Below are 25936 nucleotides of genomic sequence, written 5' to 3' on the forward strand. Positions count from 1 at the left end.
CGCCAGCAGCGGCTGGGGAACGCCGATGGCCTAGCGGCCCGCACGGGACTTGGTGTCCTTCGTCTACGGCCGCCTGTTGATCTTCCGTGGGCGGTAGCCAGGCTTGCGTCCGCAGCGGTCCCCGCAGCCGTGCTGGTAGCGGGGCCGGAGTCGCCCACGGCGGACGACCAGGATGCCGAAGTCGATGCCGGTCCACTTCAGCCGAGCACCTCGCCCTGCGCCGCCTTGTTCAGCCGGATGGCGGCGGCGCGGGCGGGCGAGGGCTTCCACGGGTGAGTCGATCGCGCGGCTCACCGTCCGACAGGTGGGCGGCGCGGGTGGCCCGCCCCGGCAGCCGTCACCGAGGCCACCTGCCGCGCGGTCAGATCAGTTCGCGGGCCCGGCGCTCCCAGTCGGCGATCCGGGTCATCGCGGCACTCACCTGCTTGACCGCGGCCGAGATGTCCCGGCCGGGCGCCCGCAGCTCCCGGCTCATCTTCGCCACCCATCGCATGCAGACCTCGACCTCGCCGAGCGCGCCGACCACCTCGTGGGTGGACTCGGCGATGCCGACCATCTGCTCCAGAAACCCGGTCGGCGGCCCGGTGCGCTGCTCGGGCGGCATCGTCGCGATGACGTCGAACGCCGTTTGGGCTGCCGCGTCCATCTCCACCATCTGCCCGGCGAAACGGGTGCACGCCTCCCGGAGACCGGAGGCCGGCTCAGCCATCGCCTTCCCCAACTCGGTCATGGCCGGCAGCCACGCGCCCATCGGCACCCCTGGCTGGGAGGCCCGCTCCATCACGGGACCGATCTGCACGACGGCGTCGGTGATCACCGTCATGAACCCGGTGATCGCCTCCGCGGTCTCGGTCATCGCCTCCATCTGCTCCTCCACCCGGGCGAACTGGTCGATCATCCCGGGCGCCTCCGGGTCGTCCTGCTCCGCCTCGACCACAGCCGGCAGCGCCGCCGGCAGCCCGAACAGGATCCGGGCCGGGGTCAGGGGCTCGAACCCGTTGTGCAGAGCACCCTCCAGCGCGCTCTCCAGGTCCCGCCGCGCCCTGACCAGCCCGCTCCTGCTGCGCTTGAACATGATCGTCCGGATCAGCGAGAGATCGAGCGGCAGCTGCCCGTTCTCGCCGATGTGGATGATGGGCTTGCCGGTCAGGTGCCGGATCCCGAGCTCATAAGCGACATTGGCATTGCCCCCGGTGAGGTCGGCGATCACGAGGTCGTCCTGCAGGAGGTGCCGGCAGACCTGCTCGGTGATCTCGCCCGGGTCGGCGATCCCGTCCGCCCGGACCGGGACGATGCCCTTCTTGGCGCAGGCGGGCAGGATTACCTTCTCGTAGATCTCCAGGTTCTCCTCGAACGCCAGGAGCTCCGGACTCCCGTCCGGGGCGTGCTCGTTGCCGATGGGCGCGATGACGAAGCAGGTCGTCATCGGCGCCTCGTCGGGCTCCGGACCACCGACGGCCACGATGCTCATGCGTAGTCCTCCGTTTCGAACTGCGTTGCTTGGTGGTGCTGTTCCGCGAACTCGGCGCCGGCTCGCAGATCGGCCGGGTAGACAGGGCGCTCCTCGATCCCGAGCGCCCGCAGCAGGTCAGCGGTGGGGATCCGGTACTGCCATCCGAGGCGCAGCACCGAACAGGGGAAGCCGCCCTGGTGGATGAGCTTGTACGCGGTGGCGGGGCAGAGCCCGAGCGCGCGGGCGGCGGTGCGCAGGTCGACGACCAACGGCAGGTCGAACGCCTCGCCGAACGACAGCCAGGTGCCGGAGCGTGGGGTCATCGCCGCCCTCCGACCGGGCGCAGCGACAGGGCGCCGATCCGGCTGCCTTCGCTCGGGCGCCGCGCCCGGTGCACGATCTCCCCGAGGCCCAAGTGCCCTGCCAGTTCACCCAGTCGAAAGCTCTCCAGCCGCTCGGGTGAGACGCTAAACCGCACTGTCGCCGACAGGCCGTCAGGCCGGGCAGGCGGCGACACCCGCAGCTCCCAGCCATCCCGCCAGTCGCCGACCGGCGACTCCACGGGTGCCTCCACGGCCAGGTGGGCGGCGGCCAGCGCCGCGACGTCCGCCACCGGTCGCTCCCGGATGCGGGCCCGGGCGAACGCCCACACTCGGTTACCGGCGGGGTGCAGCAGTGCGAGGCCAACCTCTTGGGCTTGCAGATCCACGTCCGCGAGCACTGCCAACAGGGCGAACAGTGACTCGGATTCGAGCTCCCGCCGGTCGATCGGCCACCGGATCGCGATCCGGTAGAGGGTGCCCCGCATCGCGGGCAGGGCCAGCCAGAGCGCCAGCAGCCGGTCAGCTCCGGCCGCGTCGCTGTCGCGCTGCGCCGCGCCGATGGCCTCGCGCCAGATCTCCTCGCGGAGCTGCGGGTCGGCCGACCTGCCGTACAGCGCCCGCCGGGCCGCCAGGGCGGAGATCCGGGCCGGACCGTCGGCCGTGGTGACCGGGAAGGGCAGGTCGGCTGGCCGGAACAGGTGCTCCAGCACGTCGAACACCCGGTTGTAGGAGATCAGTCCCATGGTGAACCTCCCGAGTCGTCGGTGTCGTCACGCAGGTCGTCCACGATGCGTGAGCAGGCCCGGACGATCCGGTGCAACTCCTCGCGCAGCGTCTCGTAGGGGACCGGCGAGAAGCCGGCCGTGCGCCGCCGCGCGCTCGCGGCGGAATGGTGGTCGCAGGCGGCGGCGTAGTAGTGCACATCGCCGGTCCGGCCCTGGACGGAGAGGCCCCGGGTGCCCTGCTGGCGGTTGTGCCCCGCCGCGTTCTCGCACGATGTGCAGCCTCCGGCGGGCGGGTCGTCGCTCATCGGCCTGCCCCGCCAGGCACCGCCCCGTGGACGATGGCTCCATGGATCACGCCCTGGATGGCGGTGCCGTGAACGTCGTGCTGCACGAAGCTCGGCTGCCCCCGCTCCTCCGCTCGCGCCGGCGGTCGCGGCCCGTCCTCCGGCGCACCCGGCCAGGGGGCCTGCGCGTCCTGCGGGTCCACTCCGGGCAACCGGAGCCAGCCGTACCCGGCGAACTCCTTCTGCCGCACATGGATGCGGCGGTAGTGCTCCGGGGCGAGCCCGTGGAACCCCGAGCGCACCACGTCCTGGTAGAGCCGGTCGGAGACCACCACGGCCAGGCTCGCCGACCCGGCGGCCGCCAGGGCCTCCTTCACCTCGGGTGCGTTCAGGTAGCGGGCCACCGCGATCGGGGCGGGGCCGGAGAAGCCCAGGGCTGCCGTGGTGGCCACGCCGTTGTCGATGGCCAGCCGAAGCCGCATCCGCTCGGCGGGCCGGCGGGTGGCGTTGTAGCCGCCGAGCTCGGCCGCCAGGTGCGTGACGTACGCGCCCAACACCAGTTGCTCGGGAGTGCCGGGCGGGAGAACCGCGAACTCCAGGTCGCCCTGCGGCTGGGTGGACCATCTGCCGTGGTCCAGCCCGCTGCGCTCGGCCGCCATCCGCAGCACCCGGGCGAGTTGGGCCTGCGCGGCCCGCTGGTCCGGAGTGTCGAGGTGGCTGTACTGCTCGATGTCCGCCGCCAGGCAGAGGCGGCTGGTGACGTCCGGCCGGGGCTTGCCCCAGGGACTGACGGTCGGGTGCGACGTCATGTGAACCATCACCTGCTCGATGAGAGTGGACAGTTGCTTGCGTTGCACGCCCACTGTGCGGCCGGTGGGCCGGAACCTCCGAGCAGGCCGCAAAAATGCGGTTCCCAGGTCCCGTCAACGACCGGTCATCGGCAGGAGTCCGATCGCCCGGAGGCGGTCCAGCTTGATCACCCCCATCTCGCCGCCGCCGGTGCGAACGATCCCCTGGTCGCGAAAACCCGCCAGCGCCTTCTGTACCGCCCTCAGCTTCGCTCCGATGAGCGCGGCGAGTTCGATCTGTGTGAGGTCGAGACAGATCACGGTGTCCGAGCCGACGCGTCGGCCGTAGTTCTCGGCCAGTTCAGCGAGCACACGGGCCAGCCGCACTCGAACGGGGAACTCACCGAACGCGATGCGCCAGGAATTCGCGGTGCGCAGGCGGCGGTTGCTGAGCCGCACGATCTGAATGGCGGCTTCGGGACACTTGTCGAGGAAGCTCCGCATTGCTCGGCCTTGGACGACGTGCGCGTCGACGTCGTCGCACGCCGTCACCGTGGCCGACCTGGGCAGGTCGTCGAGCACGGCCATCTCCCCGACCACGTCTCCGCCGACCCGGATGGCGATCAGGGTTTCATGCCCGTTGCCGAGCGTGCCAGTGACCTTCACGCAGCCGGCCCTCAGGAGCACAAGATGATCGCCCGCCTCCCCTTCCACCAGGATCTTCTTCCCGGGCGGATACTGCTTCGGGGAACCGATACTCAGCAGTTCCTCCCGGACCGTCCGCGACAGGCTCCAGAGGAAGCGGACAGGCCGCCGCTCGCCGATGCCATCCGTGCAACTCCGTGCTGTCCCATGGGTCGCGCGCTCCATGCCCCACCTCGTGGTCGAACCCAAGTGCCTTCCCGGTCAGGGAATCAGAGCCGGATCCGAGCAGATAGAGCGTGTGCACGGACAGCTACTGCACCAGCGGCTCACGTGCTCTCCGATATATGACCGACGCGGCTGGTCTGCGACGACAGCGTGACCCGCGTTCCCCGCTATACACCTATCTCGGCATCCACGACGTCACCCCTAAAGCGAAACGTTCAGTGCCATGCTCGCGAGGTCATTGATGGTCAGGCGCCGACACGACGATGCGGGAGTGGATACTTAAGGCTCACCGAGGTCGCACAAACTCCACTTCGGGCCGAAAGGCCGAGCCGCGCTAGACGGAGCGAACGCACTGGTCAGCAGCCTCCTCTGCGTGAGCGATGCGTGAGCGGATGGTCCGGCACAAGGTGTCATGAGCGGGATCGGATCCAGACTCGGGATCCACGCTTCCCCGATCCCGCCCCGAACGGGGCCGCGGCCATGACGGAACCGCTCCGCTGAACAGAAGCGGCACTGTCCGGAATCTCACCAGGTTGCTCGTTCCGCCGCCACTTGTCGGCCGAAAGCGTCCCAGAACAACGCGTGACCGCGCGGAGCCCTCGGCTGTGCGGTGAGACACATGGAGGGCAGGGCGGGCCTAATCCACGGCTCGGCCTGCGCTGAGCATCAGTTCGCGGATTTTGTACCCGTAGGTCTCGGCGAGGCCCTCCCCGGCGCAGCACAGCACCTCGTCGCCGTCGTAGTCGCCTTCGCAGGCGTCCAGGCCGTCGAGTACGCCCAGGGCCACGGCCTCAGCGGCGTCGGGCATGCCGAGCGCCAGCCGGCGACGGACATCGGCCTCGTACCGTTCGATGACCGGCCCGATCAGACGGCTCGCGGCCTCGTACACATCCGTGTACCCGAAGCCCGCGCGATAGCCGGTGCTCAGATGGGTGACGTCCAGGGCGCGCAGGGCCTGCTCAACCTCGCTCGCCGTCTTCTCCTGAAGGGCGGACAGTTCGGCGCGGGCCTGTGGGGCCCAGCATCTGTACGGGCAACTGATCGGCTTCTGCAGACAGTTCGGGGCGGGCATCCAGCAACCGGTCCAGCACCGCGGCCTTCTCCACGGCAGTGAGTGCGCCCAGGGCTTCACCGGGGGGCGGCAAGTGTCGTCGACAGGCACGGCCTGCCAGGACATGCCCCGTTCGACGGCGTGCAGGGAGAGTGCGACGGCATGTCGGCACAAGCGTCCTGATACCAGGTTGCACGAGCCGTCGCACTCCGCCGTCAGCTCCCGCCCCACGACCCGCACCCAGACACCACAGGCGGCGCCCGAACCGTCCCGCACCAGCCCGCAGATACCGCGGGGCTCGCTCTCCGCCTCGATCACCGCACCGTCGGCGAGCAGGGTCCGCCCCTCGGCGACCTCGGCGTCGTGGGCGAACGCGTAGACCGTCTCCTCATCCATGACCACAGCCATGCGGTCATTAAAAAGCGCACCCCCCGGGAGAGCATGTGGCTCTGGCTACTACGCTCGGCAGCGCGACGCACGGCGACGCGCCCGGCGGAGCAGGAATGGACCTTCGGTGCCGCGTTCGAGTTCGGCGGCTGTTGTGGCTGCGGCGATCCCTTCCGGAGGTGGGCAGCGGGGTGTCCGTACCGTGCCCGCGCGGCCCGCGGACCGTCGCCGACCTACTCGACGAGGCCATGACAAAGCACGCATCCCGCCCGCCGACACGGCGCGCCGCAATACCGCTCCGGGGCGGGCCGGGCCGCTGCCCGTTCCCCAAGGCCGGCATGGTCGCGGCACTGGCGGCAGGCAGTGCGGTACTGCACGCGGCGTGAACCACGACTGCAGCCCGCTGGTGCGGCGCGCCCCCTGGCCAACGTCAGGCGCGCCGCACGAAAGAAAACACTCTCGATAAGTCCAGATACAATAAGCGCACCTATCCATATAGAGGTGCGCCATGGACAAACCTGCCGAGATGTTCGACCGCGACTTCGAGTGGGCCGAGCTGACCCGCTTCGCCGCCCTACCCGGCCCGCGCGCCACCCTCGGCGTGGTCTCCGGCCGCCGCCGCCAGGGCAAGACCTTCCTCCTGGACGCGGTCACGCGGGCAAGCGGCGGCTTCATGTTCACCGCCACCGAGACCACCGAAACCGACGCGCTGCGCCAGTTCGGCGATGCCCTCGCCCGCCACCGCGACCAGCCCACCCCGTTCCGCTTCACCCACTGGGACGAGGCCGTCACCGAGCTGATGCGCACCGCCGACAGGGGCGGCCCCACCGTCGCGGTCATCGACGAATTCCCCTTCCTCGCCAAGGCCTCCCCTGCCCTCCCTTCGATCATCCAGCGCGCGCTCGACCCCGCCGCCCAGCACACCAACACCCCCGTACGGCTCCTGCTGTGCGGCTCTGCCCTGTCCTTCATGGGCGGACTCCTCGCCGGCAACGCCCCGCTGCGCGGTCGCGCCGGCCTGGAACTCGTTGTCCCCACCCTGGACTTCCGCCTCGCCGCCGAGTTCTGGGAGATCATCGACCCGCGCACCGCACTGCTCACCCACGCCATCGTCGGCGGCACCCCCGCCTACCGCCGCGAGTTCACCCAGGGCGACGCCCCCGCCGGGCCCCACGACTTCGACGCCTGGGTCACCCGCGCCGTCCTCAATCCCGCCCGTCCGCTCTTCCGCGAGGCCCGCTACCTGCTCGCAGAGGAACCCGAACTCCACGACACCGCGCTCTACCACTCCGTCCTGGCCGCCATCGCCGCCGGAAACGCCGCACGCGGCGGCATCGCCGACTACCTCGGCCGCAAGTCCACCGACCTCGCCCACCCGCTCAGCGTTCTCCAGGACGTCGGCATGATCACCCACGAGGCCGACGCCTTCCGCCGCAACCGCTCCGCCTACCGCATCGCCGAACCTCTCATCGCCTTCTACCACGCGGTCATGCGCCCCGCCTGGGGCGATCTGGAACGCCCCGGACGCGCCCCCGCCGTCTGGCGCCGCGCCCAGTCCACCTTCCGCAGCAAGGTTGTCGGCCCGCACTTCGAACAGGTCTGCCGTGAATGGGCCCGCTGGCATGCGTCCCCCGCAACCCACGGCGGACAGGTCACAAGGGTCGCCAGCGGGACCGTCAACGATCCTGCCGCGAAGACCAGCCACGAAGTCGACGTCGCGGTCCATGGCGAGAGCGACAGCGGCCGCGAAACTCTGCTCGCCATCGGCGAAGCCAAATGGAATGACGTCATGGGAAAGGGCCACCTCGAACGTCTACAGCACATCCGTGCTCTCCTCACCGCGCGCGGCACCGCCACCGACGCCACCCGGCTGCAGTGCTACAGCGGCACCGGCTTCACAGACGAACTGCGCCACCTCGCCGAGAACGACCCCGCCATCCAGCTGATCGATCCCGTTCGCCTCTACCACGGCGACTGACCCGGTCGCAGCCACCACCCCTGTACGGGGAACATGGCCTCCGGATGGAAGCGCGCCGGAGGCGACCCAGGCTGAGCAGTTCCCGAACAGAGAAGAAACGAGCTAGCCTGCCGTCAGGCAGCTGACCTGCGGAAACGGCCCCTGATTCAATTCCCGGGCCGAGGGGGCGAGCCTGGTCGTGCCTCCCAAAGCATCTGCGGCGCTCATGGAACCCGGCTGGCCAACGGGCCTGCGTAGACGCTTTTGCCGACCCTCGAAGGCCAGTCCCCACGACCTCAGCTGGGAACGTGATGGGAACAGCAGGACCAAGAACGGGGTGCCAGATCTACCCTCAGCCGTTGGACCTCGGTGGCTGGGGCTTGCGGTGCTTGCCGGTGCCTGTGCCGAGTGGTTTGGGCGCCGGTCCCTGGGCCGGAGCCGGAGAGTCCTTGGCTTCCGGGTAGAGGATTGCCTTCGCCTCGGCCAGGTTTGCGGCGAACCCGTACGGCTCCCACGCGTACCCGTTCCATCGCTCGATGGCGCGTGGTGCGTCCGGGTACAGATGCGATCCTCTGGGCCCGCCCCCGGGGACGATCGGCAGGGCACGCAGGCGTCCGATCCTGGCGTCGCGGCGTTCCGCCCAGCGTTCCAGCGGTTCGTCGTCCATCCTGGCGTTCCTCGCGTCGGTGGTTGCCGGCTCCAGAAGGTAGCGGCCCTGGGGCCGCGGGGGGGCCTGGGGCAAGTGCCTATCCACCGTGAGGGTGACTTCGTCCCGAACGCCGCCTCTGCCCGGTGGCTGTCCGGCTCCAAGCGGGCGGTGCCGGCCGCTCCGATGGAACGATGTGGTCGGCTGCTGCGGGCCGTCGCCGACGGAGGGGGAAGCCGCCGACGACAGCCCTGTCTCAGTCGCGGCCTCAGCCATGGACCAGCCGGGGCACCCGTCACTGGCTCAGTCGCGGGCTCGGCAGCGGCCTCAGTCGCGGCGCCGCTCGTAGACCGGGCAGCCGTCGGCGGCCGGGTCGAAGGGCCGCAGTCGATAGATGCGCATGCAGTCCGGGCAGGCGTAGTAGATGGCGCCGGGGCCGCTGCCGGTTTCGATGAGGGCGATCAGGGTGGGGCGATCGGTGTATCCCGGGTGCCAGTTGCACATCCGCTGGGTCACCGGTGTGCTCCGAGCTGGGTCAGGAGCCACTCGCATTCACGGGCCAGGGTCGTCACGTGAATGTGTGCGGTGAGCGGGCGGTCCGTCAGTCCCCGTGCGGTCTGGTGCCGGATGGTCTCCAGTCGGTCCCGCTGTTGGTACCAGGCGATACTGCCGCGCCAGATCCGTTCGGCTGCGGCTTCCGCCTCGGGGAGCAGCCGTTCGATGTGGGCGCGCAGGGACTGTTCGAGGACGACCAGATCCTCCATGACCAACGGGCCATTGCTGGTTGCTAATGCTGTGGTGATGGTGGCCTGAATGGCCGCGACGTCGATCGGCCTGCTGTGGCCGTCTGTTGTGGTGTGCACGGGCGCTCCTGCTGTCGGCGTGGTCGGGTACGCGACGACAGTAAGAGCGGTTCCGTGAGGGAGGGGACACAGATCGTGTCCCCTCCCTCACGCCGCCAGAACTCCCACCTTGACTGCCAACGCGGAGGCGCGGCGGCGTCGGCCGGGGCTTGCCGATTCGGTCTCCTCCATGATGATGCGCCGGGCGAAGCCGTTGTAGCGGATCGTCTCCGGGGCGGCCTCGTAGGCCTGGTCCAGCAGGGCGAGGGCGGTGTCCGGCCGGCCGTCGAGCCGGTATCCGCGGGCCTGTTCGATGCGGTGGCGGGCGCGGCGTGGCCGGGAGGGGATCGCCGTGGCGTCCGCGCGGTCGGACTGGCGCACGGACTCGCTGCCGGAGTGCAGTTCGACGGCGATCGTGACCGCGTGGGCGCCCATGATGGCCTGCGAGAAGCTGGTGACCGGGTGGAAGTAGCCCGCGGGAAGGCAGTCGGCCATCGCCCGGGCGATGTCCCAGTGGTGCCACGCCGTCCCGGTGTCCCCTCGTCGGGCGGCGGTGTACGCGGCGGCGACGGTGAGTGCTCCGGCGATGGCGCGTACGTCATCACCGGCATCCGGCAGCAGTGGTCGCAGGTGGTCGAGGGTTTCCCTGGTGACCGCGTCGGCCGCTTCGTAGTGGGCCGGCCCGGAGTCGCGGTGTGCCTCGGCCGCCAACCACGCCGCGATGCCCATGGCGTGCGGGTCCTCGGACTCCTGAGCGGCGACCATCCCCCGGTCTGCGACCCGCCACAGCAGGGAGGGGTCCGGCTGGTACGCCAGGAAGAACTGCGACAGGCAGTAGACCTCGGAGAGCGTGGCCTGCGCAGCTCGCCGGTCGGCCGCGGTGTCCGCCTGACGGATGGCCAGTTGGGCATCGCGGATCAGTTCAGGCAGGAGGCCACCGACCACATCCCGGTGGTGGGGAGAGGAGTGCCGGGCCGACCATGCGCGATCGAGGCGGGCGCGGAGGTGGTCGGGTCGGGGCGCGGGCCGGTCAACGCTGAAGGGGAAGGCGTTCACGGCTGCCGCGACCGCGGGCAGCCGGGGGTGGCCCGGACCGGTGAAGAGATCGACGCTGAGGGCGTGCCGTCCGGTCAGGTCGGCGAGGTTGCGGACCCGGAGTGTCTCGGCGATGCGGAGAATCATCTCCAGCCCTGGCGTTTGCAGTTGGCCGGATTCCACTCGCTTCACCCACGACGGGGACATGCCCAGCAGACCGGCCATGACGGTGCGGGTGATGCCCCGGCGCTGGCGGAGGATCTGCATCCGCTGGCCGAACGCCAGTGGATCGGCGTACGGGTCCGGGGTGGCATCGGAAGGTGACACGGCCTTGCCCCTCTCTGGACAGCTCGTCTGTCGAAAGTATGCGGTCGCGCCCGATCAGTGCGTCGGCGAACGCGCCAATCCGCCCCGCCCAGTCACCTGCCCGCCCAGTGACCTGTCGGCTCAGTCACCTGCTGGAAGAGCACCCGGGAGGGCACGGCGTGGGCTCAGCACCCGGCCTCACCCCGCTCCACCGCGGTAGTGATACCCGCACACCTCGCCGAAGCCCGCGCGGTCGTAAAGCCGGAGGGCCGGAGCGTTGTCGCGTTCGACCTGGAGGTACATGCGGTGGGCCTCGTGTGACCCGGCCCAGTCGGCCAGCGCGGCGAGTACGGCGCGGGCCGCGCCCTTTCCGCGTGCCCGGGGGATCGTGGCCATGCCGAACACTCCTGCCCAGCCCTCGTCGGCGACCGCGCGGCTCACCGCGATGACCTCGCCGTCGCTCAGCGCGCAGGCGTAGGCGGAGTGGCGGTTCACGCGGCCGAGCAGGTCCCACTCGGAACGAGGTTCGGCACCTTGTCCGTGCACGGCGTGCCAGACGTCGAACCACGCGCTCGTCGGGTGATCGTCCACGCGGACCCGCAGTGGGCCGGTCGAGGCGCAGGCGCTTCCCCGCAGTGAGCCGGTCGGGGCTTGCGCCAGGACGGCCGTGGTCGGGGCACACCGCAAGGTCATCGGGCTTTCGCGGCGGTACCCGCGTTCCGCCAGGAGAGGGTCGAGGCCCGACGGGCAGGTCCCAGGGGTGATCTGGAATCGCGGTGCCGCGGCGTATCCGGCGTAGAACTTCTCCACGGCGGCCACCCTGCCGCGCAGGTCGAGCGGTCCGGTCGGAGCGATTTGCCCGTTCAGGTCGAGCGGTCCGGTCGGAGCGAGTCGTCCGTTCGGGTCGAGTGGTCCGCCAGGGTCGAGTCGTGCGGCGTCCCCGTGCGGCAGCACTGTGCCCGCCCACCACGCGGAGCCGGTGGTATGGCGCAGCCACCATCCGTCGAGGTGTTCGACGTACTCTGCCGGAAGGGCTCTTGCCGCTCTCTCCTGCAGGCCTCGCACCAGGTCCGGACGGCTCGGGGCGGGCGGTGTCGGCATGCGTACCTCCTGTGCGGCCAACCCTGGTATGCCGCAGGGCCGGTCGACAACCGCTTTCCTTCCGGCACGCCCGGCGTCGGGCCGGGGCGCGTGTCGGCCGGGCTTCTCACGAGCCGTTCACCGGCCCCCGCTCCCGGCCCCGTTCGCCTTCAAGCCCCCGCCTCAAGCCCCGCCCTCAAGCCACCGACCCGATCCGCCCCACGCTCGCCGTCCCGTCGTGGTGGATCGGGGTGTGGGCGCCGGTGAGGGGGACGCCGGTGCCGCCGCGGCGGTCGGCGACGATTTCGGCGGCGATGGAGAGGGCCGTCTCCTCGGGGGTGCGGGCGCCCAGGTCGAGGCCGATCGGGGAGCGCAGGCGGGTCAGTTCGAGTTCGGTGACGCCGGCGTCGCGGAGGCGCTCCAGGCGGTCCAGGTGGGTGCGGCGGGAGCCCATGGCGCCGACGTAGGCGACGGGGAGGCGCAGGGCGCGTTCCAGGAGGGGGACGTCGAACTTGGCGTCGTGGGTGAGGACGCACAGCACGGTGCGGCTGTCGAGGTCCTGTGAGTCGAGGTAGCGGTGGGGCCAGTCGACGACGATCTCGTCGGCGTCCGGGAAGCGCTCGGCGGTGGCGAAGACGGGGCGGGCGTCGCAGACGGTGACGTGGTAGCCGAGGAAGGAGCCGACCCGGGTCAGGGCGGCGGCGAAGTCGATCGCGCCGAAGACGATCATCCGGGGCGGTGGGACGCTGGACTCGACGAAGAGGGTGAGGGGCTGTCCGCAGCGGCTGCCGTCGGCGCCGATGCCGACCGTGTCGGTGCGGCCCGCGTCGAGGAGGGCGCGGGCCTCGGCCGCCGCCGTGCGGTCCAGCTCGGGGTGGCCGCCGAGGGTCCCGGCGCAGGAGCCGTCGGGGCGTACGTGCAGGGGGCGGCCGATCAGCTCGGCCGGGCCGTCGACGATCCGGGCGACCGCCGCTGCCTCTCCCCCGGCCGCGGCGGCCAGCACGGCGGCGAACACCTCGCGCGCGAGGCCGGTCGAGGGGGAGGTGCCCGCCCGCACCGGCGTGACCAGCACGTCGATGTCCCCGCCGCAGGTCAGGCCGACGGCGAAGGCGTCCTCGTCGCTGTAGCCGAAGCGTTCCAGCACGGATGCGCCGGATTCCAGGGCCTGTTGGCACAGGTCGTAGACCGCGCCCTCCACGCAGCCGCCGGAGACGGAGCCGATCGCCGTGCCGTCGGTGTCGACCGCGAGGGCGGCACCGGGCCGGCGGGGCGCGCTGCCGGTGACGGCCACCACCGTGGCCACGGCGAAGTCGCGTCCCTGCTCGCACCACCGGTTCAGTTCCTCGGCGATGTCCAGCATGGCGATCACCTCTCCTTCAGGGTTGCGTGGAGGGCACGGCGGCGCTACTTGACGCCGAGCCAGTGCTCGATGGGGCGGAGGGCGAAGTAGACGACGAAGATGCCGGTGAGCGCCCACATGAACACGCCGGGTTCGCGCCACTTGCCCTGGGCCGCCTTGATGGCGGTCCAGGCGATGACGCCCGCACCGACACCGGCGGTGATGGAGTACGTGAAGGGCATCAGGACAACGGTCAGGAAGACGGGGATCGCCACCGTGCGGTCGGCCCAGTCGACGTGCCGGGCGTTCTGCATCATCATCGCGCCGATGACGACCAGGGCGGCGGCAGCCACCTGACCTGGGACGATCTGGGTGAGCGGGGTGAAGAAGAGGCAGGCGGCGAAGAGCAGACCGGTGACGACGCTGGACAGTCCGGTGCGGGCGCCCTCGCCGACGCCGGTGGCGGACTCGACGAAGACGGTCTGGCCGGAGGCCCCGGCGACACCGCCGACCGCGCCGCCCGCGCCGTCGATGAACAGCGCCTTGGACAGGCCCGGCATGCGGCCCTTGTCGTCGGCGAGGCCGGCTTCGGTGCCGACGCCGATGATGGTGGCCATCGCGTCGAAGAAGCCCGCCAGCACCAGGGTGAAGACGATCATGCCGACGGTCATGGCGCCGATCGAGCCCCAGCCGCCGAACTCGACCTGTCCGAAGAGGGAGAAGTCCGGTGCGGAGACCGCGCTGCCGTCGAGTTCCGGCGGGGCGCCGCCCCACTCCTTCGGGCTCAGCCCGCCGACGGTGTTGACGACGACGGCGAGGACGGTCCCGACGGCGATGCCGATGAGGATCGCCCCGGGGACGCCGCGGGCCTGGAGCATGAAGATCAGCAGCAGGGTGACGCAGAAGATCAGGACCGGCCAGCCGGCGAGCTGTCCGCCCGCCCCGAGGGTGACCGGGGCGGTCTCGGCGCCCATCTGCACGAAACCGGCCTTGACCAGGCCGATCAGGGCGATGAACAGGCCGATGCCCATCGTGATGCCGTGCTTGAGCGGCAGCGGTATCGCGTTCATGACCAGTTCGCGGAGGCCGGTGACCACCAGCAGACAGATCAGCAGGCCGTAGATCACGCACATGCCCATGGCCTGCGGCCAGGTCATGTTCGGCGCCACCTGGGTGGCGACCACCCCGGAGACGCTGAGGCCGGCCGCGAGGGCGAGCGGCACCTTGCCGATGAAGCCCATCAGCAGGGTGGTGAAGGCGGCGGCGAACGCGGTGGCCGTGATCAGCGCGCTGCGGCTGAGGGTGTGCTCGGCGGCGTCCTCACCGCCGAGCAGTAGGGGGTTGAGCAGGAGGATGTACGCCATCGCCATGAAGGTGGTGACGCCGCCGCGCAGCTCGCGCGCGACGGTGCTCCCTCTGTCGGAGATGTGAAAGTACCGGTCGAGCCAGGACCGGCCGGCGGGCGGACGCGAGCCGGTGGCCGCATCCTCCGCCGCGGTGTCCGGCTGTACGGACGACTGGGTCATGGTGCCTACTCCCAAGGTTCACAGGGGCACCCGCGCAGCTGTGGGGGACGCGGGATTTGGGATGTCGAGGTGGCTGCACGACCCGGGGGACGGCCCGAGACGAACGGGGTGGTGCGGGCACTGCCGGATGGCCCGAAAGCGCCGTTACTGCTCGGTAGTGCCGGTGGTGCGGGGTACTGCTGGACGGTGCCGATGGTGTGAGGTATCGCTGAGTGGTGCCGGTGGTGCGTTTGCTGCGAGGTGGTGCGTTCCCTGCGGGGCGGTGCGCTTACCGCTGGGTTTCCTGCGGGATGTGCCGCGAGCGGTGCGGCACGGCTCCGGGCGGTGCGGGGGTCTCCCGGGCCGGGGCCCGGCGAGGGACGGACATGGGGGCGTCCGTCCGCACCGCCCGGAGAGCGGGTGAGGTACCGGAGGGGATCGGGTACCGGAGGGGCGGGTCAGGTGCCGGTGAGGTGTTCGGGCCGTACCGGTACGCGGGCGAGGCCGAGCCCGGTGGCCTCCCGGATGGCCGCCACCACCGCCGGGGTCGAGGAGAGCGTGGGCGCCTCGCCGACGCCGCGGAGCCCGTACGGCGCGTGGTCGTCGGCCAGTTCGAGGACGTCGACGGGGATGACCGGGGTGTCCAGGATGGTGGGGATCAGGTAGTCGGTGAAGGACGGGTTGCGCACCCGGCCGTCCGGGGAGACCACGATCTCCTCCATGACCGCGAGGCCGAGGCCCTGGGTCGTGCCGCCCTGGATCTGCCCCTCGACGGAGAGCGGGTTGAGCGCCTTGCCGACGTCCTGGGCGCAGGCCAGTTCGATGACCTTGACCAGGCCCAGTTCGGTGTCGACCTCGACGACCGCGCGGTGGGCGGCGAAGGAGTACTGGACGTGCCCGTTGCCCTGGCCGGTGCGCAGGTCGAACGGCTCGGTGGGGCGGTGCCGCCACTCCAGCTCGATGTCGATGGCCTCGCCCTCGATGACGTCGGTGAGGTCGGCGAGGGCCTCGCCGCCGTCGGTGACGACCTTGCCGCCCTCCAGCAGCAGTTCGGCGGTGGCCCACGCGGGGTGGTGGGTGCCGAACTTCCGGCGGCCGAGCTCCAGGACCTTCTCCCGGACAGCCTCGCAGGTGTGCTTCACCGCGCCGCCGGTGACGTAGGTCTGCCGGGATGCGGAGGTGGAGCCGGCCGAGCCGACCCGGGTGTCGGCGGGGTGGATGGTGACCTGGGTGACGCCGAGTTCGGTGCGGGCGATCTGGGCGTGCACGGTGACGCCGCCCTGGCCGACCTCGGCCATCGCGGTGTGCACCAGGGCGACCGGTTCGCCGCCGACGACCTCCAGCCGGACGCGGGCGGTGGAGTAGTCGTCGAAGCCCTCGGAGAAGCCGACGTTCTTGATGCCGACGGCGTAGCCGACGCCGCGGACGACGCCCTCGCCGTGGGTGGTGTTGGAGAGGCCGCCGGGCAGGGCGCGGACGTCGGTGGCCGAGCCGTCGGGGCCCGCGGTCTCCCACTGCCGCTCGGGCGGGAGCGGCATCGCCTTGAGGCGGCGCAGGAGTTCGGCGACCGGGGCCGGGGAGTCGACGGGCTGGCCGGTCGGCATGACCGTGCCCTGCGACATGGCGTTGATCCGGCGGAACTCGACCGAATCCAGGCCGAGTTCGGCGGCGAGCCGGTCCATCTGGGCCTCGTAGGCGAAGCAGGCCTGGACGGCGCCGAAGCCGCGCATCGCGCCGCAGGGCGGGTTGTTGGTGTAGAGGGCGACGGCCTCGATGTCGACATTGTCGATGACGTACGGGCCGGCCGAGAGGGAGGCGGCGTTGCCGACGACGGCCGGGGAGGACGAGGCGTAGGCGCCGCCGTCCAGCACGATCCGGCAGGTCATATGGGTGATCCGGCCGTCGCGGGTGGCACCGTGCTCGTAGTGGAGCTTCGCCGGGTGCCGGTGGACGTGGCCGAAGAACGACTCGAACCGGTTGTAGACGATCTTGACGGGTTTGCCGGTGCGCAGCGCCAGCAGGCAGGCGTGGATCTGCATGGACAGGTCCTCGCGCCCGCCGAAGGCGCCGCCGACGCCGGAGAGCGTCATCCGCACCTTGTCCTCGGGGAGGCCGAGGACGGGGGCGATCTGGCGGAGGTCGGCGTGCAGCCACTGGGTGGCGATGTAGAGGTCGACGCCGCCGTCCTCGGCGGGCACCGCGAGGCCGGACTCGGGGCCGAGGAAGGCCTGGTCCTGCATGCCGACCTCGTAGTCGCCGCTGACGATCACGTCGGCGCGGGCGCGGGCGGCCGCGACGTCGCCGCGGAGGATGGGCTGCCGGTGGACGATGTTGGGGTGCGGGGCGTGCGCTGCGTGGTGGTCGTCACGGCCGGGGTGGAGCAGCGGCGCGTCGTCGGCGGTGGCGGACGCCTCGTCGGTGACGACGGGCAGTTCGGCGTAGTCGACCTTGATCTTCGCGGCGGCGCGGCGGGCGGTCTCGGGGTGGTCGGCGGCGACGATCGCCACCGGTTCGCCGTGGTGGCGGACCCTGCCGTGGGCGAGCACCGGGGTGTCCTGGATCTCCAGGCCGTAGTGCTTCACCTCGGTGGGCAGGTCGTCGTGGGTGAGGACGGCGTGCACCCCGGCCTGGGCCAGTGCCTCGGAGACGTCGATGGAGCGGATCTCGGCGTGGGCGTGCGGGCTGCGCAGGGTGAAGCCCCACAGCATGTCCTCGTGCCACAGGTCGGAGGCGTAGGCGAACTCGCCGTTGACCTTGAGGGTGCCGTCGGGCCGCAGGGTGGACTCGCTGATGCCGCCGCGGGTGGCCCCCTGGGTGATGCGGGTGGGGGAGCCGGAGGGCACCGAGGTGCGGGTGGTGTTCGGGCGGGTCATCTCAGGCCCCCTCCCCGGCGGTGGTGGTCGCGCCGCGGGCGGCGGCGAGGCGTACCGCGTCGAGGATCTTCTCGTAGCCGGTGCAGCGGCACAGGTTGCCGGAGAGCGCCTCGCGGATGTCGGCGTCGGACGGTTCGGTGGTGCGCTCCAGCAGTTCGTCGGCGGCGACGAGCAGGCCGGGGGTGCAGAAGCCGCACTGGACGGCTCCGGCGTCGATGAAGGCCTGCTGGATCGGGGCGAGGGCGGCGTGTTCGCCGGTGCGGCCGTCCGTTCCGGTGGGGCGGGCCTGCCAGCGGCGGGCCTCGTCGAGGCCGGTGCCGCAGGCCCCGCCGGCGCAGCCGCCGGCCGCGCGCTGGTCGGCGAAGTCGGCGAGGCCTTCGACGGTGACGACCTCGCGGCCCTCGGCCTGTCCGGCGGCGACCAGGCAGGCGCAGACCGGCACGCCGTCCAGGCGCACGGTGCAGGAGCCGCATTCGCCCTGTTCGCAGGCGTTCTTGGAGCCGGGGAGGCCGAGGCGCTCCCGCAGCACGTAGAGGAGGGACTCGCCCTCCCAGACGTCGTCGGCCTCGTGGGGGCGGCCGTTGACGGTGAGGTTCACGCGCACTGGGCGCCTCCTTCGGTTCCGCGGGCGGCGCCGCGGTGGGCGTCCCAGGTCCAGCCGAGGGTGCGGCGGGCCATGACGCCGACGGCGTGACGCCGGTAGCGGGCGCTGCCGCGCACGTCGTCGATGGGGTTGCAGGCGCCCGAGCACAGTTCGGCGAACTGCCGGGCGACGGACGGGGGGACGGCCTTGCCGCTGTCCCAGAGGCCGCCCTCGTCGAGCGCGGCGGTGAGGAAGTCCTCGGCGGCGCGGGCGCGCACCGGGGTGGGGGCGGCGGAGCCGATGCCGGTCCGCACGGTGCGGGTCTCGGGGTGCAGGGCGAGGGAGAAGGCGCAGACCGCGATGACCATGGCGTTGCGGGTGCCGACCTTGGAGAACTGCTGGGGGCCGTCGGCCTTCCTGATGTGCACGGCGCGGATCAGCTCGTCCGGTTCGAGCGCGTTGCGCTTGACCCCGGTGTAGAAGTCGTCGACGGGGATCATGCGGGTGCCGCGCACCGACACGGCCTCGACCTCGGCCCCGGCGGCCAGCAGCGCGGGGTGGGCGTCACCGGCCGGGGAGGCCGCGCCCAGGTTGCCGCCGACGCTGCCGCGGTTGCGGATCTGCGGGGAGCCGACGGTGTGCGAGGCGAGCGCGAGGCCGGGCAGTTCGGCCCGCAGGTGCTCCATGATCTGCGTGTACGGGACGGACGCGCCGAGCCGGACGGTCTCCTCGCCGACCTCCCACTCCCGCAGTTCCGGGATGCGGCCGAGGTCGAGCAGATGCTCCGGACGGCGGTGGTCGAAGTTGATCTCGACCATCACGTCGGTGCCACCCGCGATGGGCACGGCGGCAGGGTGCTCGGCCTTGGCGGCGAGCGCCTCCTCCCAGCCGGCGGGACGAAGGAAGTCCATGAGTGGCTCTCTTCTTCGGGATCGGTCGTTCGGCCCGGCGGGAGACCGCGGGCTCGCCGCCGGCTCGTTTCATGTCCTGTTCACACGCCTCGTCAGTCAGTACACCGAGGTACGCCCTCATGGGTGCAGTCACCGAAAACATGAAGCAGTTGGCTGGCCAGGGACCCCGTCTTGTAGATTCGAACGAAAGGCGGGGTCCGGAAACCTCGACGTAATCTCCCCTGGTGCTCGCCACGGGGAACGACCCCTGCGGCACACAAGAGATCGGCGGCGACGATGCGGCTGCGCGCACTGCTGGAGACCGGCACCCTCGGCCTGCGGCTCCTCGGTGGTGAGGAGGAGCTGGACCGGCCGGTCCGCGGCGTGATGACCACCGACCTGCGCGACCCGAGCCGCTATCTGTCCGGCGGGGAGCTGGTGCTGTCCGGTTTGGCCTGGCGGCGCCGGCCGGAGGATTCGGAGCGGTTCGTCCGGATCCTCGTCCAGGCCGGGGTCGCGGGGCTGGCCGCGGGCGAGGCCGAGCTCGGTTCGGTGCCCGAGGATCTGGTGGCGGCCTGTGCCCGGCACCGGCTGCCGCTGTTCGCGGTGAACGAGGCCGTGTCGTTCGCCAGCATCACCGAGCATGTGGTGCGGCAGGTCTCCGGCGAGCGGGCGGGCGACCTGGCGGCCGTGGTGGAACGGCACCGCCGGATGATGACGTCCGGCCCCTCGGGCGGCGGCCCCGAGGTGGTCCTCGACCTGCTCGGCAGCGACCTCGACCTGCGGGCCTGGGTGCTCTCCCCCACCGGCCGGCAGATCGCCGGCTCCGGCCTCAACGACTCCGGCCCCGCGCTGCCGGCGGCCGTGCGCGCGATGCTGGCGGGCGAGCATCTGGCGGCGACCCGCGGCGGCCGGCGCGGGCCGCACCGCGCCCTGGCCGACGGCACCACGTACTCGCTGTTCCCGGTCCGCAGCTGGGGGGACCGGCCCGCGGCGGGCGCGGGACGTCCCGGTGCGGGCGCCCGGGACGTGCGGGAGACCGTGCTCTCCGACTGGCTGCTGGTGGTGGAGGCGGACGCCTGGGACTGGCCGGCCGAACGGCTGGACCTGCTGCACGGCGTGACCCAGCTGATCGCGGTGGAGCGGGACCGCCGGGACGCCGCCCGGACGGTCCGCCGCCGGCTGGCCCAGGAGGTGCTGGAGCTGGTGCAGGCGGGCGCGCCGCCCGCCGAGGTCGCGGCCCGGCTGCGGCTCGCGGCGCCGGTGCTGCTGCCGGGGCTGGGCGGGGCGCCGCACTGGCAGGTCGTGGTGGCCCGGGTGGAGTGGGACGGCGGTGACATCCCGGGCGGCCCGGTCACCCAGTCCCTGCTGGAGGAGATCCTGGTCGACCCGGAGGAGGACGGCACGGATGTGTCGGACCGGATCGCGGTGGCCGACACCGGGGACGAGGCGATCGCGCTGCTGCCGCTGCCGGTCGCGGAGGGCACGGAGACGGTGACGGGTCTGCGGGCCGACCGGCTGCTGGCCGCGGTCGGCGAGCCGCTCTCCCGCGGTCTGGACGGCGACGGGCGGCTGACCATGGGCGTCAGCGCGGCCGTGCACTCCGCGGACGGGCTGCGCGGCGCGCTGGAGGAGGCGCGGCACGCCCGCCGGGTCGCGGCGGCCCGGACCGGCCGGGTCTGCGCGGCGGGCCACCAGGAGCTGGCCTCGCACGTGCTGCTGCTGCCGTTCGTGCCGGACGACGTCCGCCGGGCCTTCACCGCGCGGCTGCTGGACCCGCTGCGGGACTACGACCGGCGGCACCGCGCCGAGCTCATCCCCACGCTGGAGGCGTTCCTCGACTGCGACGGCTCCTGGACCCGGTGCGCCGGCCGGCTGCATCTGCATGTGAACACGCTGCGGTACCGGGTGGGCCGGATCGAGCAGCTGACTGGGCGTGATCTGTCCCGGCTGGAGGACAAGCTGGACTTCTTCCTGGCCCTGCGGATGAGCTGACGCGCGGCGTCGCGGAGGTGCTGACACTGGGTGTCGCGGATGAGCTGACGCGCGGCGCCTCGGAGGGGCCGACGACGGACGTCACGGAGGGGCTGACGGCCGGCGCCGGGCGTCGGCCCCTCCGCCGTACCGCGGGAGGGCCGGCACGCCACGGCGCGGAAGGTGGCACCCCGTACCCGCGGGAGGCCTGCACGCCGCGGCGCGGAGGAGCCGATACGCCGCGCCGCGGAGGGGGCCTGCCTACGGCGCGGAGGTCCCGGGCGCGCACCCGCGCGCTGCCGTGCGCCCCCGCAATGAGCCGAATTCGTGCTTCCGCTCCCCCGTTTGTGAATCTGTTCACCCACCCCCTTGGCGCGGCGGCGGTTCCGTGCTGAGATGCGGCCACGACTTCCGGCTCGACGGCGCGCAGAGGGAGGGAATGTGGCGGATACCGCCATGTCACATTCAGGGAAGCCAGAGTCAGTCGAGGCGGACGATCCGCACGATCCCCGCCGGGTCGCCGTGTGGCGGCTGCGGTCCCGCGGGTGCTGGGACGACGCGGCCGCGCTGCTCGCCCCCTACGCTGCCGACGATCCGGACACCGCGCTGCGGCGGGCCGCGCTGCTCGTCGAGCGGTGCATGTTCACCGCGGCGGGCTGGGCGGAGGCGGAGGACGCGCTCCGGGCCGCGGAGGCCGTGGCGAGCAGCGACGACGAGCGGGGCGGGGCGGCCTGCGAGCGGGGGAATCTGGCGTATACGGCGACCGTCCTCGGGGCCCGCGACCGGTCCGACGAGGCCCGCGCCGCGCTCGGGCGGGCGGCGGCGCTGCTGGATCCGGCCGCACCCGGCCGGGCGCTGCTGGACTTCCGCCGCGGCCTGGTCGCGGAGCACCTGGCCGACAGCCCGCAGGCGGCCCGCGCCGCGTACCGGCGGGCCCACGCGGGCGCCGCCGCCCGCGGTGACCTGCTGCTGTGCTCGTTCACCTGGCGGCATCTGGCCGGGCTGGCGCTGCGCGACGGGGACCGGGCCGAGGCCCGGCACGGCTTCGCCGAGTCGCTCCGGATCCGGGTGGAGCTGGGCTATCTGGTCGGCACCGCGCCGGCCCTGGCGGCGCTGGCGGACGCCGAGCCGGAGCCGGAGGCGGCCCGGCTGCGGGCCGAGGCCAGCCGGCTGTTCCGGCTGCTGGGCGGGGTGCCCACCTGGCTGGCCGCGCAGCTGGACCGGGCTCCGGCGGCCTGACGAACGGTGGCTGTCGCGGGTAGCGGATCTGCGCCGCTCCCGACCGGCCGGAGGGCGGGCGGCCTCGCGAAGGGCCGCCCGCCGCGCTCGTCTTCCCCCGCACACCCCGACCGGCCGTGACCTCGCGGCGGGGCCGGAATCAGCCGCACGGCCGACGAACAGCGGCCCGATATCCAAGGGAACGTCTCGGCGTCAACCAATTCGCTCACCCACACGGCTGGTGGTGCAACACCTTCACCCGGACGGCGGTCACTGAGTCGTATGGGCGCCAGCATGCTGGGCTGGCTCGGCAAAGGCTTTCCGAGCGACGTGGATTGACCTGACCGCTGATTCGGAGAATCCCCATGCGGAATTCCAAGTTTCTCGGCCTGAGCGCCGCCACCGCTCTGGCTGCCGTCGTCACCGGCGTATCGGCGGCGCCGGCCGCCGCCTCCTCCCAGAACACCCGGGACCTGGTGTTCCGGTTGGTCTCGAAGCAGACTCAGCTCTCCTACGTCGACGTGGGCGGCCCCGGCCCGAGCCAGGGAGACGAGTTCGTCTCCAGCTCGGATCTCTACCGCGGAAGCACCAAGGTCGGCACCCAGGGCGGAGTCTGCACCCTGACCCGCACCGCCCCGAACGACGAGTTCGACCAGCAGTGCGTGAACTCCCTCTCCCTGCCCGGCGGCCAGCTCACCGCGCAGGGACGGATCGCCGTCACGAGCGCGGGCCCCGGCAACATCGACCTGGCGATCACCGGGGGGACGCGGCTCTATCGCAAGGCCCGCGGCTATATCCACGTCGAACTCCTCAATGAGACGGACGCCGAGCTCACCGTCCACCTCGATCTCTGACGCCCCCGCTCCGCGGAATCCGGAAGAGCGATCGGGCCGGCCGCCTTCGCCGGCCTTCCGCGTCCGGGAATCCGACAAGGGCTCCTGCCGCATACGGCAGGAGCCCTTCGCGTGTCACCTTCAGCCGGACAGCCCTTCCGGACGTCCTGAACGCTGCTGTTTCCACCTCGGCGCACCGGGGCGGAAACAGCAGCACTCAGCGCCGCGTGCCTCGGTGGGCGGGCGGTGCGAGGGTCACTTGGGCGCCGGCGCGGGGTCGGCCGCGGCGCCGGCCGGCGCGCCCTCGGCCACCGCGACGCCGGCCGTTCCGGTGCCGCCCGGCCCAGCGCCGTCCATTCCGGAGCCGCCTGTTCCGGAGCCGTCGTCACCGGCACCGTCGTCACTGGCACGGTCGTCACCGGCACCGTCCCGCAGCGCCGAGTGGCGGCGGCCGAAGGCGAGGTAGAGGACGGCCGCCAGGGCCAGCCAGCAGCCGAACAGCGCCCAGGTGATGCCGGGCAGCAGATACGCGAGGTAGAGGCAGGACACGGCCGCGAGCACCGGGACCACCGGGTAGAGCGGCACCCGGTACGAGCGGGGCGCGTCCGGCGCGATACGGCGCAGCACGACCACCGCCGCGGCGACCGCCACGAAGGCGACCAGCGTTCCCATGCTGGTGAGGTCGGCGAGGTACTGGAGCGGGACGAGGGCGGCGAGCCCGCCGACGCAGGCGCCGACGATCCAGGTGTTGTGGACGGGGGTGTGCCGCTTGCGGTCCACCCGCCGGAACATCTCCGGCACCAGGCCGTCGCGGGCCATCGAGAACAGGATGCGGGTCTGTCCGAACAGCGTGACGAGCACGACGCTGAAGATGGAGACCACGGCGCCCGCGGAGAGCAGCAGCGCGGGCCATCCGGCGCCGGTCACGTCGCGGAGGATCTCGGCGAGCACCGCCTCGCCCGCGTCGGCCTGCGCGCCGAACTTCCCGGCCGGCTGGGCCCCGACGGCGGCCAGCGCCACCAGGATGTAGAGCAGGGTGACGGCGGCCAGGGTGAACAGCAGGGCGAGCGGGATGGTGCGGCGCGGGTTGCGGACCTCCTCGCTGGCGGTGGCCACCGTGTCGAAGCCGACGTAGGAGAAGAAGACGCCGGAGGCGGCGACGCCGATCCCACCGATGCCGTGCGGGGCGAAGTCGGCGAAGTGGTCGGCCCGGAAGGCGGCCAGGGCGACGGCGACGAAGAGCACCAGCACGCCGAGCTTCACGCACACCATGACCGCGTTGACGACCGCGGACTCACGGGTGCCGCGGGCGAGGAGCAGCGAGCAGAGCAGGACCACGACGAGGGCGGGGATGTTGACGTAGCCGCCGGCGCCGGGCGGCTGGCTGATGGCGTCCGGCAGGGTGACGCCGAGGAGGGTGTCGCTGAGCTCGTTGAGGTACTGGCCCCAGCTGACCGCGACGGTGGAGACGGCGACCCCGTATTCGAGGATCAGGCACCAGGCGACGAGGTAGGCGGCGCCTTCGCCGAGTGAGGCGTAGGCGTAGGAGTAGGTGCTGCCCGCGACCGGGACGGCTCCGGCCAGCTCCACGTAGCAGAGGGCGGCGAGCCCGGCGACGGCGGCGGCGAGGACGAAGGAGAGAATGACGGCGGGGCCCGCCTTGGGCACGCTGGTGCCGAGCACGAAGAAGATCCCGGTGCCGACGACCGAGCTGATGCCGAGAAGGGTCAACTGCCAGAGCCCCATGGTCCGTTGCAAGGAGGCACCGGAGGAGTCCCCGTCGGCTTCGGCGATCATCCGGCCCAGCGGTTTGCGGCGACACAGCTGGCTGGCCATTCGGCCCATGGCTCCTCCTGGGATCCGGTCGCGCCCCGCCTGTCGGCGGGGTTTCGGGGATCCTGCGGGAACGTAAATGATCAGGCAACAGAAGATCCGTACAAGAGGAACTGCGGCCGTTGGACGAATCGACAGTTGAATCGGCGGCATCCGGGCCGGTCGGTTCACGATCACCCGGGCAGGTGCGGGCACTCCGGGCGGCCGTGCGATCTGTCCGGACATGCCCCGATTCGACGGCCATGGCGGGCCACTTCCGCCACACCGGGCCCGCCGCCGGGCTCAGCGCGTGCGGCGCGCCCCGGCGAAGTGCTCCCGGACCAGCTGCTCGACCACCGGGAGGTCCCCGGCGACGAGGGCGTCGAGCAGCGCGGTGTGCTCGGCCGCGTCGGCCAGCAGATCGACGCTGCGGACGATCGCGCCGTCGGTGACCGGCCCCTGCGCCCTGCGGTGCAACTCGTCACCGATCATGGCCAGTTGGCGGTTCCCGGTCAGGGTAAGCAGGGCGTGGTGGAACTCCCGGTCGGCCTCGGCGTAGCCGACGCGGTCGCCGCGCGCCGCCGCCGTGACGGTCCCGGCGGCGAGCGGCCGCAGCTCCTCCCAGGCCTCCGGCGGCACCGTCCGGGCGAGCTCCAGCATCACCGGGACCTCCAGCAGCGCCCGCACCTCGGCCAGTTCGGCGAGGTCGCGGGCGGTGCGCCGGGCCACCCGGAAGCCGCGGTTGGGAACGACCTCCACCGCGCCCTCGGCGGCGAGCTGCTGCATCGCCTCGCGGACCGGGGTCGCCGAGACGCCGAACCGTTCGGCGAGCGCGGGGGCCGAGTACACCTCGCCGGGGGTGAGCTCGCCGCCCACCAGCGCGGTGCGCAGGGCGGTCAGCACCTGGCCGCGTACGGAGTGCCGCTGCGGCATCCGACGTGGGGGCGACCCGGCGGGCGCCGGGGGCTCCCGGTGGCCGCGCGCGCTCTCCTGCGGCGCCCCGCACCCGGACTCCGGGCCGGGGGCTTCGTGGTTCCCCGGGAGGCGGTCCCCCGAACGGGGGATTTCCCGCCCCGATGCGTCCTCCCGCAGGCGTGGCGCCTCGGCCTCGGCTCCGGCCTGCTCCATGGGTCCTCCCTGAATGTCCCGAGAACGATAGGCC

Annotated in this window: 23 protein-coding genes; 4 read left to right on the top strand and 19 right to left on the bottom strand. The window is 72.2% G+C overall.

Annotated features, from left to right (window positions below):
* Positions 1–361: 361 nt before the first annotated feature.
* From ABT112_RS11915 to ABT112_RS11945, 7 genes are all read right to left on the bottom strand, one after another.
* On the bottom strand, positions 362–1471 hold the full coding sequence (locus tag ABT112_RS11915) for a hypothetical protein (RefSeq protein ID WP_351508290.1): 1110 nt from the start codon (positions 1469–1471) through the stop codon (positions 362–364).
* Entirely contained in the window at positions 1468–1776 is a 309-nt protein-coding gene (locus ABT112_RS11920) for a helix-turn-helix domain-containing protein (protein WP_351508292.1), read from the bottom strand. The genes ABT112_RS11915 and ABT112_RS11920 overlap by 4 nt, the downstream gene beginning before the upstream one ends.
* Entirely contained in the window at positions 1773–2519 is a 747-nt protein-coding gene (locus ABT112_RS11925; protein ID WP_351508294.1) for a hypothetical protein, read from the bottom strand. Before ABT112_RS11925 ends, ABT112_RS11920 begins: the two co-directional genes overlap by 4 nt.
* Entirely contained in the window at positions 2510–2806 is a 297-nt protein-coding gene (locus tag ABT112_RS11930; RefSeq protein WP_351508295.1) for a hypothetical protein, read from the bottom strand. Before ABT112_RS11930 ends, ABT112_RS11925 begins: the two co-directional genes overlap by 10 nt.
* Positions 2803–3642, bottom strand: a complete 840-nt coding sequence (locus ABT112_RS11935; RefSeq protein WP_351508298.1) for a hypothetical protein — start codon at positions 3640–3642, stop codon at positions 2803–2805. The genes ABT112_RS11930 and ABT112_RS11935 overlap by 4 nt, the downstream gene beginning before the upstream one ends.
* A 66-nt stretch (positions 3643–3708) precedes the next feature.
* Positions 3709–4443 carry a Crp/Fnr family transcriptional regulator gene (locus ABT112_RS11940; protein ID WP_351508300.1) on the bottom strand — a complete coding sequence of 245 codons (735 nt, stop codon included), beginning with the start codon at positions 4441–4443 and terminating at the stop codon, positions 3709–3711.
* 637 nt (positions 4444–5080) lie between these two features.
* Entirely contained in the window at positions 5081–5902 is an 822-nt protein-coding gene (locus ABT112_RS11945; protein ID WP_351508303.1) for a hypothetical protein, read from the bottom strand.
* Positions 5903–6389: 487 nt separating this feature from the next.
* Between ABT112_RS11945 and ABT112_RS11950 the strand changes: the two genes are divergently transcribed.
* Positions 6390–7859: an AAA family ATPase gene (locus ABT112_RS11950; RefSeq protein ID WP_351508305.1), complete on the top strand. Its 1470-nt coding sequence runs from the start codon at positions 6390–6392 to the stop codon at positions 7857–7859.
* A gap of 331 nt (positions 7860–8190) precedes the next feature.
* Here the strand turns inward: ABT112_RS11950 and ABT112_RS11955 are convergent, their stop codons facing one another.
* The 10 genes from ABT112_RS11955 to ABT112_RS12000 all read right to left on the bottom strand — a co-directional run bounded on the left by ABT112_RS11955 (position 8191) and on the right by ABT112_RS12000 (position 18958).
* Positions 8191–8505: a DUF6087 family protein gene (locus ABT112_RS11955; RefSeq protein ID WP_351508307.1), complete on the bottom strand. Its 315-nt coding sequence runs from the start codon at positions 8503–8505 to the stop codon at positions 8191–8193.
* Between the two features lie 306 nt (positions 8506–8811).
* A complete protein-coding gene (locus ABT112_RS11960) occupies positions 8812–9000 on the bottom strand; it encodes a hypothetical protein (protein ID WP_351508309.1) in 189 nt (62 codons plus the stop codon).
* Positions 8997–9347, bottom strand: a complete 351-nt coding sequence (locus tag ABT112_RS11965) for a DUF6415 family natural product biosynthesis protein (protein WP_351508312.1) — start codon at positions 9345–9347, stop codon at positions 8997–8999. Before ABT112_RS11965 ends, ABT112_RS11960 begins: the two co-directional genes overlap by 4 nt.
* Before the next feature lie 87 nt (positions 9348–9434).
* Positions 9435–10688 (bottom strand): helix-turn-helix domain-containing protein, encoded by a 1254-nt coding sequence (locus ABT112_RS11970; protein ID WP_351508314.1) that lies wholly within the window; start codon positions 10686–10688, stop codon positions 9435–9437.
* A gap of 177 nt (positions 10689–10865) precedes the next feature.
* Positions 10866–11768: a GNAT family N-acetyltransferase gene (locus ABT112_RS11975; RefSeq protein WP_351508316.1), complete on the bottom strand. Its 903-nt coding sequence runs from the start codon at positions 11766–11768 to the stop codon at positions 10866–10868.
* A gap of 175 nt (positions 11769–11943) precedes the next feature.
* Positions 11944–13107: an XdhC family protein gene (locus ABT112_RS11980; protein ID WP_351508475.1), complete on the bottom strand. Its 1164-nt coding sequence runs from the start codon at positions 13105–13107 to the stop codon at positions 11944–11946.
* Positions 13108–13151: 44 nt separating this feature from the next.
* On the bottom strand, positions 13152–14612 hold the full coding sequence (locus ABT112_RS11985) for an NCS2 family permease (RefSeq protein ID WP_351508318.1): 1461 nt from the start codon (positions 14610–14612) through the stop codon (positions 13152–13154).
* A gap of 437 nt (positions 14613–15049) precedes the next feature.
* Positions 15050–17464, bottom strand: coding sequence for a xanthine dehydrogenase subunit D (gene pucD, locus ABT112_RS11990; protein WP_351508320.1), 2415 nt, complete (start codon positions 17462–17464; stop codon positions 15050–15052).
* A 1-nt stretch (position 17465) separates the two neighbouring features.
* Complete coding sequence (locus ABT112_RS11995) at positions 17466–18068, bottom strand: (2Fe-2S)-binding protein (RefSeq protein ID WP_351508322.1); 603 nt, start codon at positions 18066–18068, stop codon at positions 17466–17468.
* Positions 18059–18958 (bottom strand): FAD binding domain-containing protein, encoded by a 900-nt coding sequence (locus ABT112_RS12000; protein ID WP_351508324.1) that lies wholly within the window; start codon positions 18956–18958, stop codon positions 18059–18061. The genes ABT112_RS11995 and ABT112_RS12000 overlap by 10 nt, the downstream gene beginning before the upstream one ends.
* 276 nt (positions 18959–19234) lie before the next feature.
* Here ABT112_RS12000 and ABT112_RS12005 point away from each other — a divergent pair, with 276 nt between their 5' ends.
* The 3 genes from ABT112_RS12005 to ABT112_RS12015 all read left to right on the top strand — a co-directional run bounded on the left by ABT112_RS12005 (position 19235) and on the right by ABT112_RS12015 (position 22983).
* Positions 19235–20932: a PucR family transcriptional regulator gene (locus ABT112_RS12005; RefSeq protein ID WP_351508325.1), complete on the top strand. Its 1698-nt coding sequence runs from the start codon at positions 19235–19237 to the stop codon at positions 20930–20932.
* Positions 20933–21367: 435 nt separating this feature from the next.
* Positions 21368–22150, top strand: coding sequence for a hypothetical protein (locus ABT112_RS12010; RefSeq protein WP_351508328.1), 783 nt, complete (start codon positions 21368–21370; stop codon positions 22148–22150).
* Between the two features lie 344 nt (positions 22151–22494).
* Positions 22495–22983, top strand: a complete 489-nt coding sequence (locus tag ABT112_RS12015; RefSeq protein ID WP_351508329.1) for an allene oxide cyclase barrel-like domain-containing protein — start codon at positions 22495–22497, stop codon at positions 22981–22983.
* 234 nt (positions 22984–23217) lie between these two features.
* Here ABT112_RS12015 and ABT112_RS12020 read toward each other — a convergent pair whose 3' ends face one another.
* Both ABT112_RS12020 and ABT112_RS12025 read right to left on the bottom strand, forming a co-directional pair.
* A complete protein-coding gene (locus tag ABT112_RS12020) occupies positions 23218–24807 on the bottom strand; it encodes an APC family permease (RefSeq protein WP_502975316.1) in 1590 nt (529 codons plus the stop codon).
* 270 nt (positions 24808–25077) lie between these two features.
* Complete coding sequence (locus ABT112_RS12025) at positions 25078–25902, bottom strand: GntR family transcriptional regulator (protein ID WP_351508334.1); 825 nt, start codon at positions 25900–25902, stop codon at positions 25078–25080.
* Positions 25903–25936 lie beyond the last annotated feature (34 nt).

The sequence above is a fragment of the Streptomyces sp. NPDC002055 genome, assembly GCF_040296705.1.
Lineage (GTDB): Bacteria > Actinomycetota > Actinomycetes > Streptomycetales > Streptomycetaceae > Streptomyces.

Bases quoted from the DNA above. Each gene is read 5' to 3' on its own strand.
- ABT112_RS11915 (WP_351508290.1), bottom strand. From the start codon at position 1,471: ATGAGCATCGTGGCCGTCGGTGGTCCGGAGCCCGACGAGGCGCCGATG.
- ABT112_RS11920 (WP_351508292.1), bottom strand. From the start codon at position 1,776: ATGACCCCACGCTCCGGCACCTGGCTGTCGTTCGGCGAGGCGTTCGAC.
- ABT112_RS11925 (WP_351508294.1), bottom strand. From the start codon at position 2,519: ATGGGACTGATCTCCTACAACCGGGTGTTCGACGTGCTGGAGCACCTG.
- ABT112_RS11930 (WP_351508295.1), bottom strand. From the start codon at position 2,806: ATGAGCGACGACCCGCCCGCCGGAGGCTGCACATCGTGCGAGAACGCG.
- ABT112_RS11940 (WP_351508300.1), bottom strand. From the start codon at position 4,443: ATGGAGCGCGCGACCCATGGGACAGCACGGAGTTGCACGGATGGCATC.
- ABT112_RS11945 (WP_351508303.1), bottom strand. From the start codon at position 5,902: ATGGCTGTGGTCATGGATGAGGAGACGGTCTACGCGTTCGCCCACGAC.
- ABT112_RS11950 (WP_351508305.1), top strand. From the start codon at position 6,390: ATGGACAAACCTGCCGAGATGTTCGACCGCGACTTCGAGTGGGCCGAG.
- ABT112_RS11955 (WP_351508307.1), bottom strand. From the start codon at position 8,505: ATGGACGACGAACCGCTGGAACGCTGGGCGGAACGCCGCGACGCCAGG.
- ABT112_RS11975 (WP_351508316.1), bottom strand. From the start codon at position 11,768: ATGCCGACACCGCCCGCCCCGAGCCGTCCGGACCTGGTGCGAGGCCTG.
- ABT112_RS11980 (WP_351508475.1), bottom strand. From the start codon at position 13,107: ATGCTGGACATCGCCGAGGAACTGAACCGGTGGTGCGAGCAGGGACGC.
- ABT112_RS11985 (WP_351508318.1), bottom strand. From the start codon at position 14,612: ATGACCCAGTCGTCCGTACAGCCGGACACCGCGGCGGAGGATGCGGCC.
- pucD (WP_351508320.1), bottom strand. From the start codon at position 17,464: ATGACCCGCCCGAACACCACCCGCACCTCGGTGCCCTCCGGCTCCCCC.
- ABT112_RS12000 (WP_351508324.1), bottom strand. From the start codon at position 18,958: ATGGACTTCCTTCGTCCCGCCGGCTGGGAGGAGGCGCTCGCCGCCAAG.
- ABT112_RS12005 (WP_351508325.1), top strand. From the start codon at position 19,235: ATGCGGCTGCGCGCACTGCTGGAGACCGGCACCCTCGGCCTGCGGCTC.
- ABT112_RS12010 (WP_351508328.1), top strand. From the start codon at position 21,368: ATGTCACATTCAGGGAAGCCAGAGTCAGTCGAGGCGGACGATCCGCAC.
- ABT112_RS12015 (WP_351508329.1), top strand. From the start codon at position 22,495: ATGCGGAATTCCAAGTTTCTCGGCCTGAGCGCCGCCACCGCTCTGGCT.
- ABT112_RS12020 (WP_502975316.1), bottom strand. From the start codon at position 24,807: ATGGGCCGAATGGCCAGCCAGCTGTGTCGCCGCAAACCGCTGGGCCGG.
- ABT112_RS12025 (WP_351508334.1), bottom strand. From the start codon at position 25,902: ATGGAGCAGGCCGGAGCCGAGGCCGAGGCGCCACGCCTGCGGGAGGAC.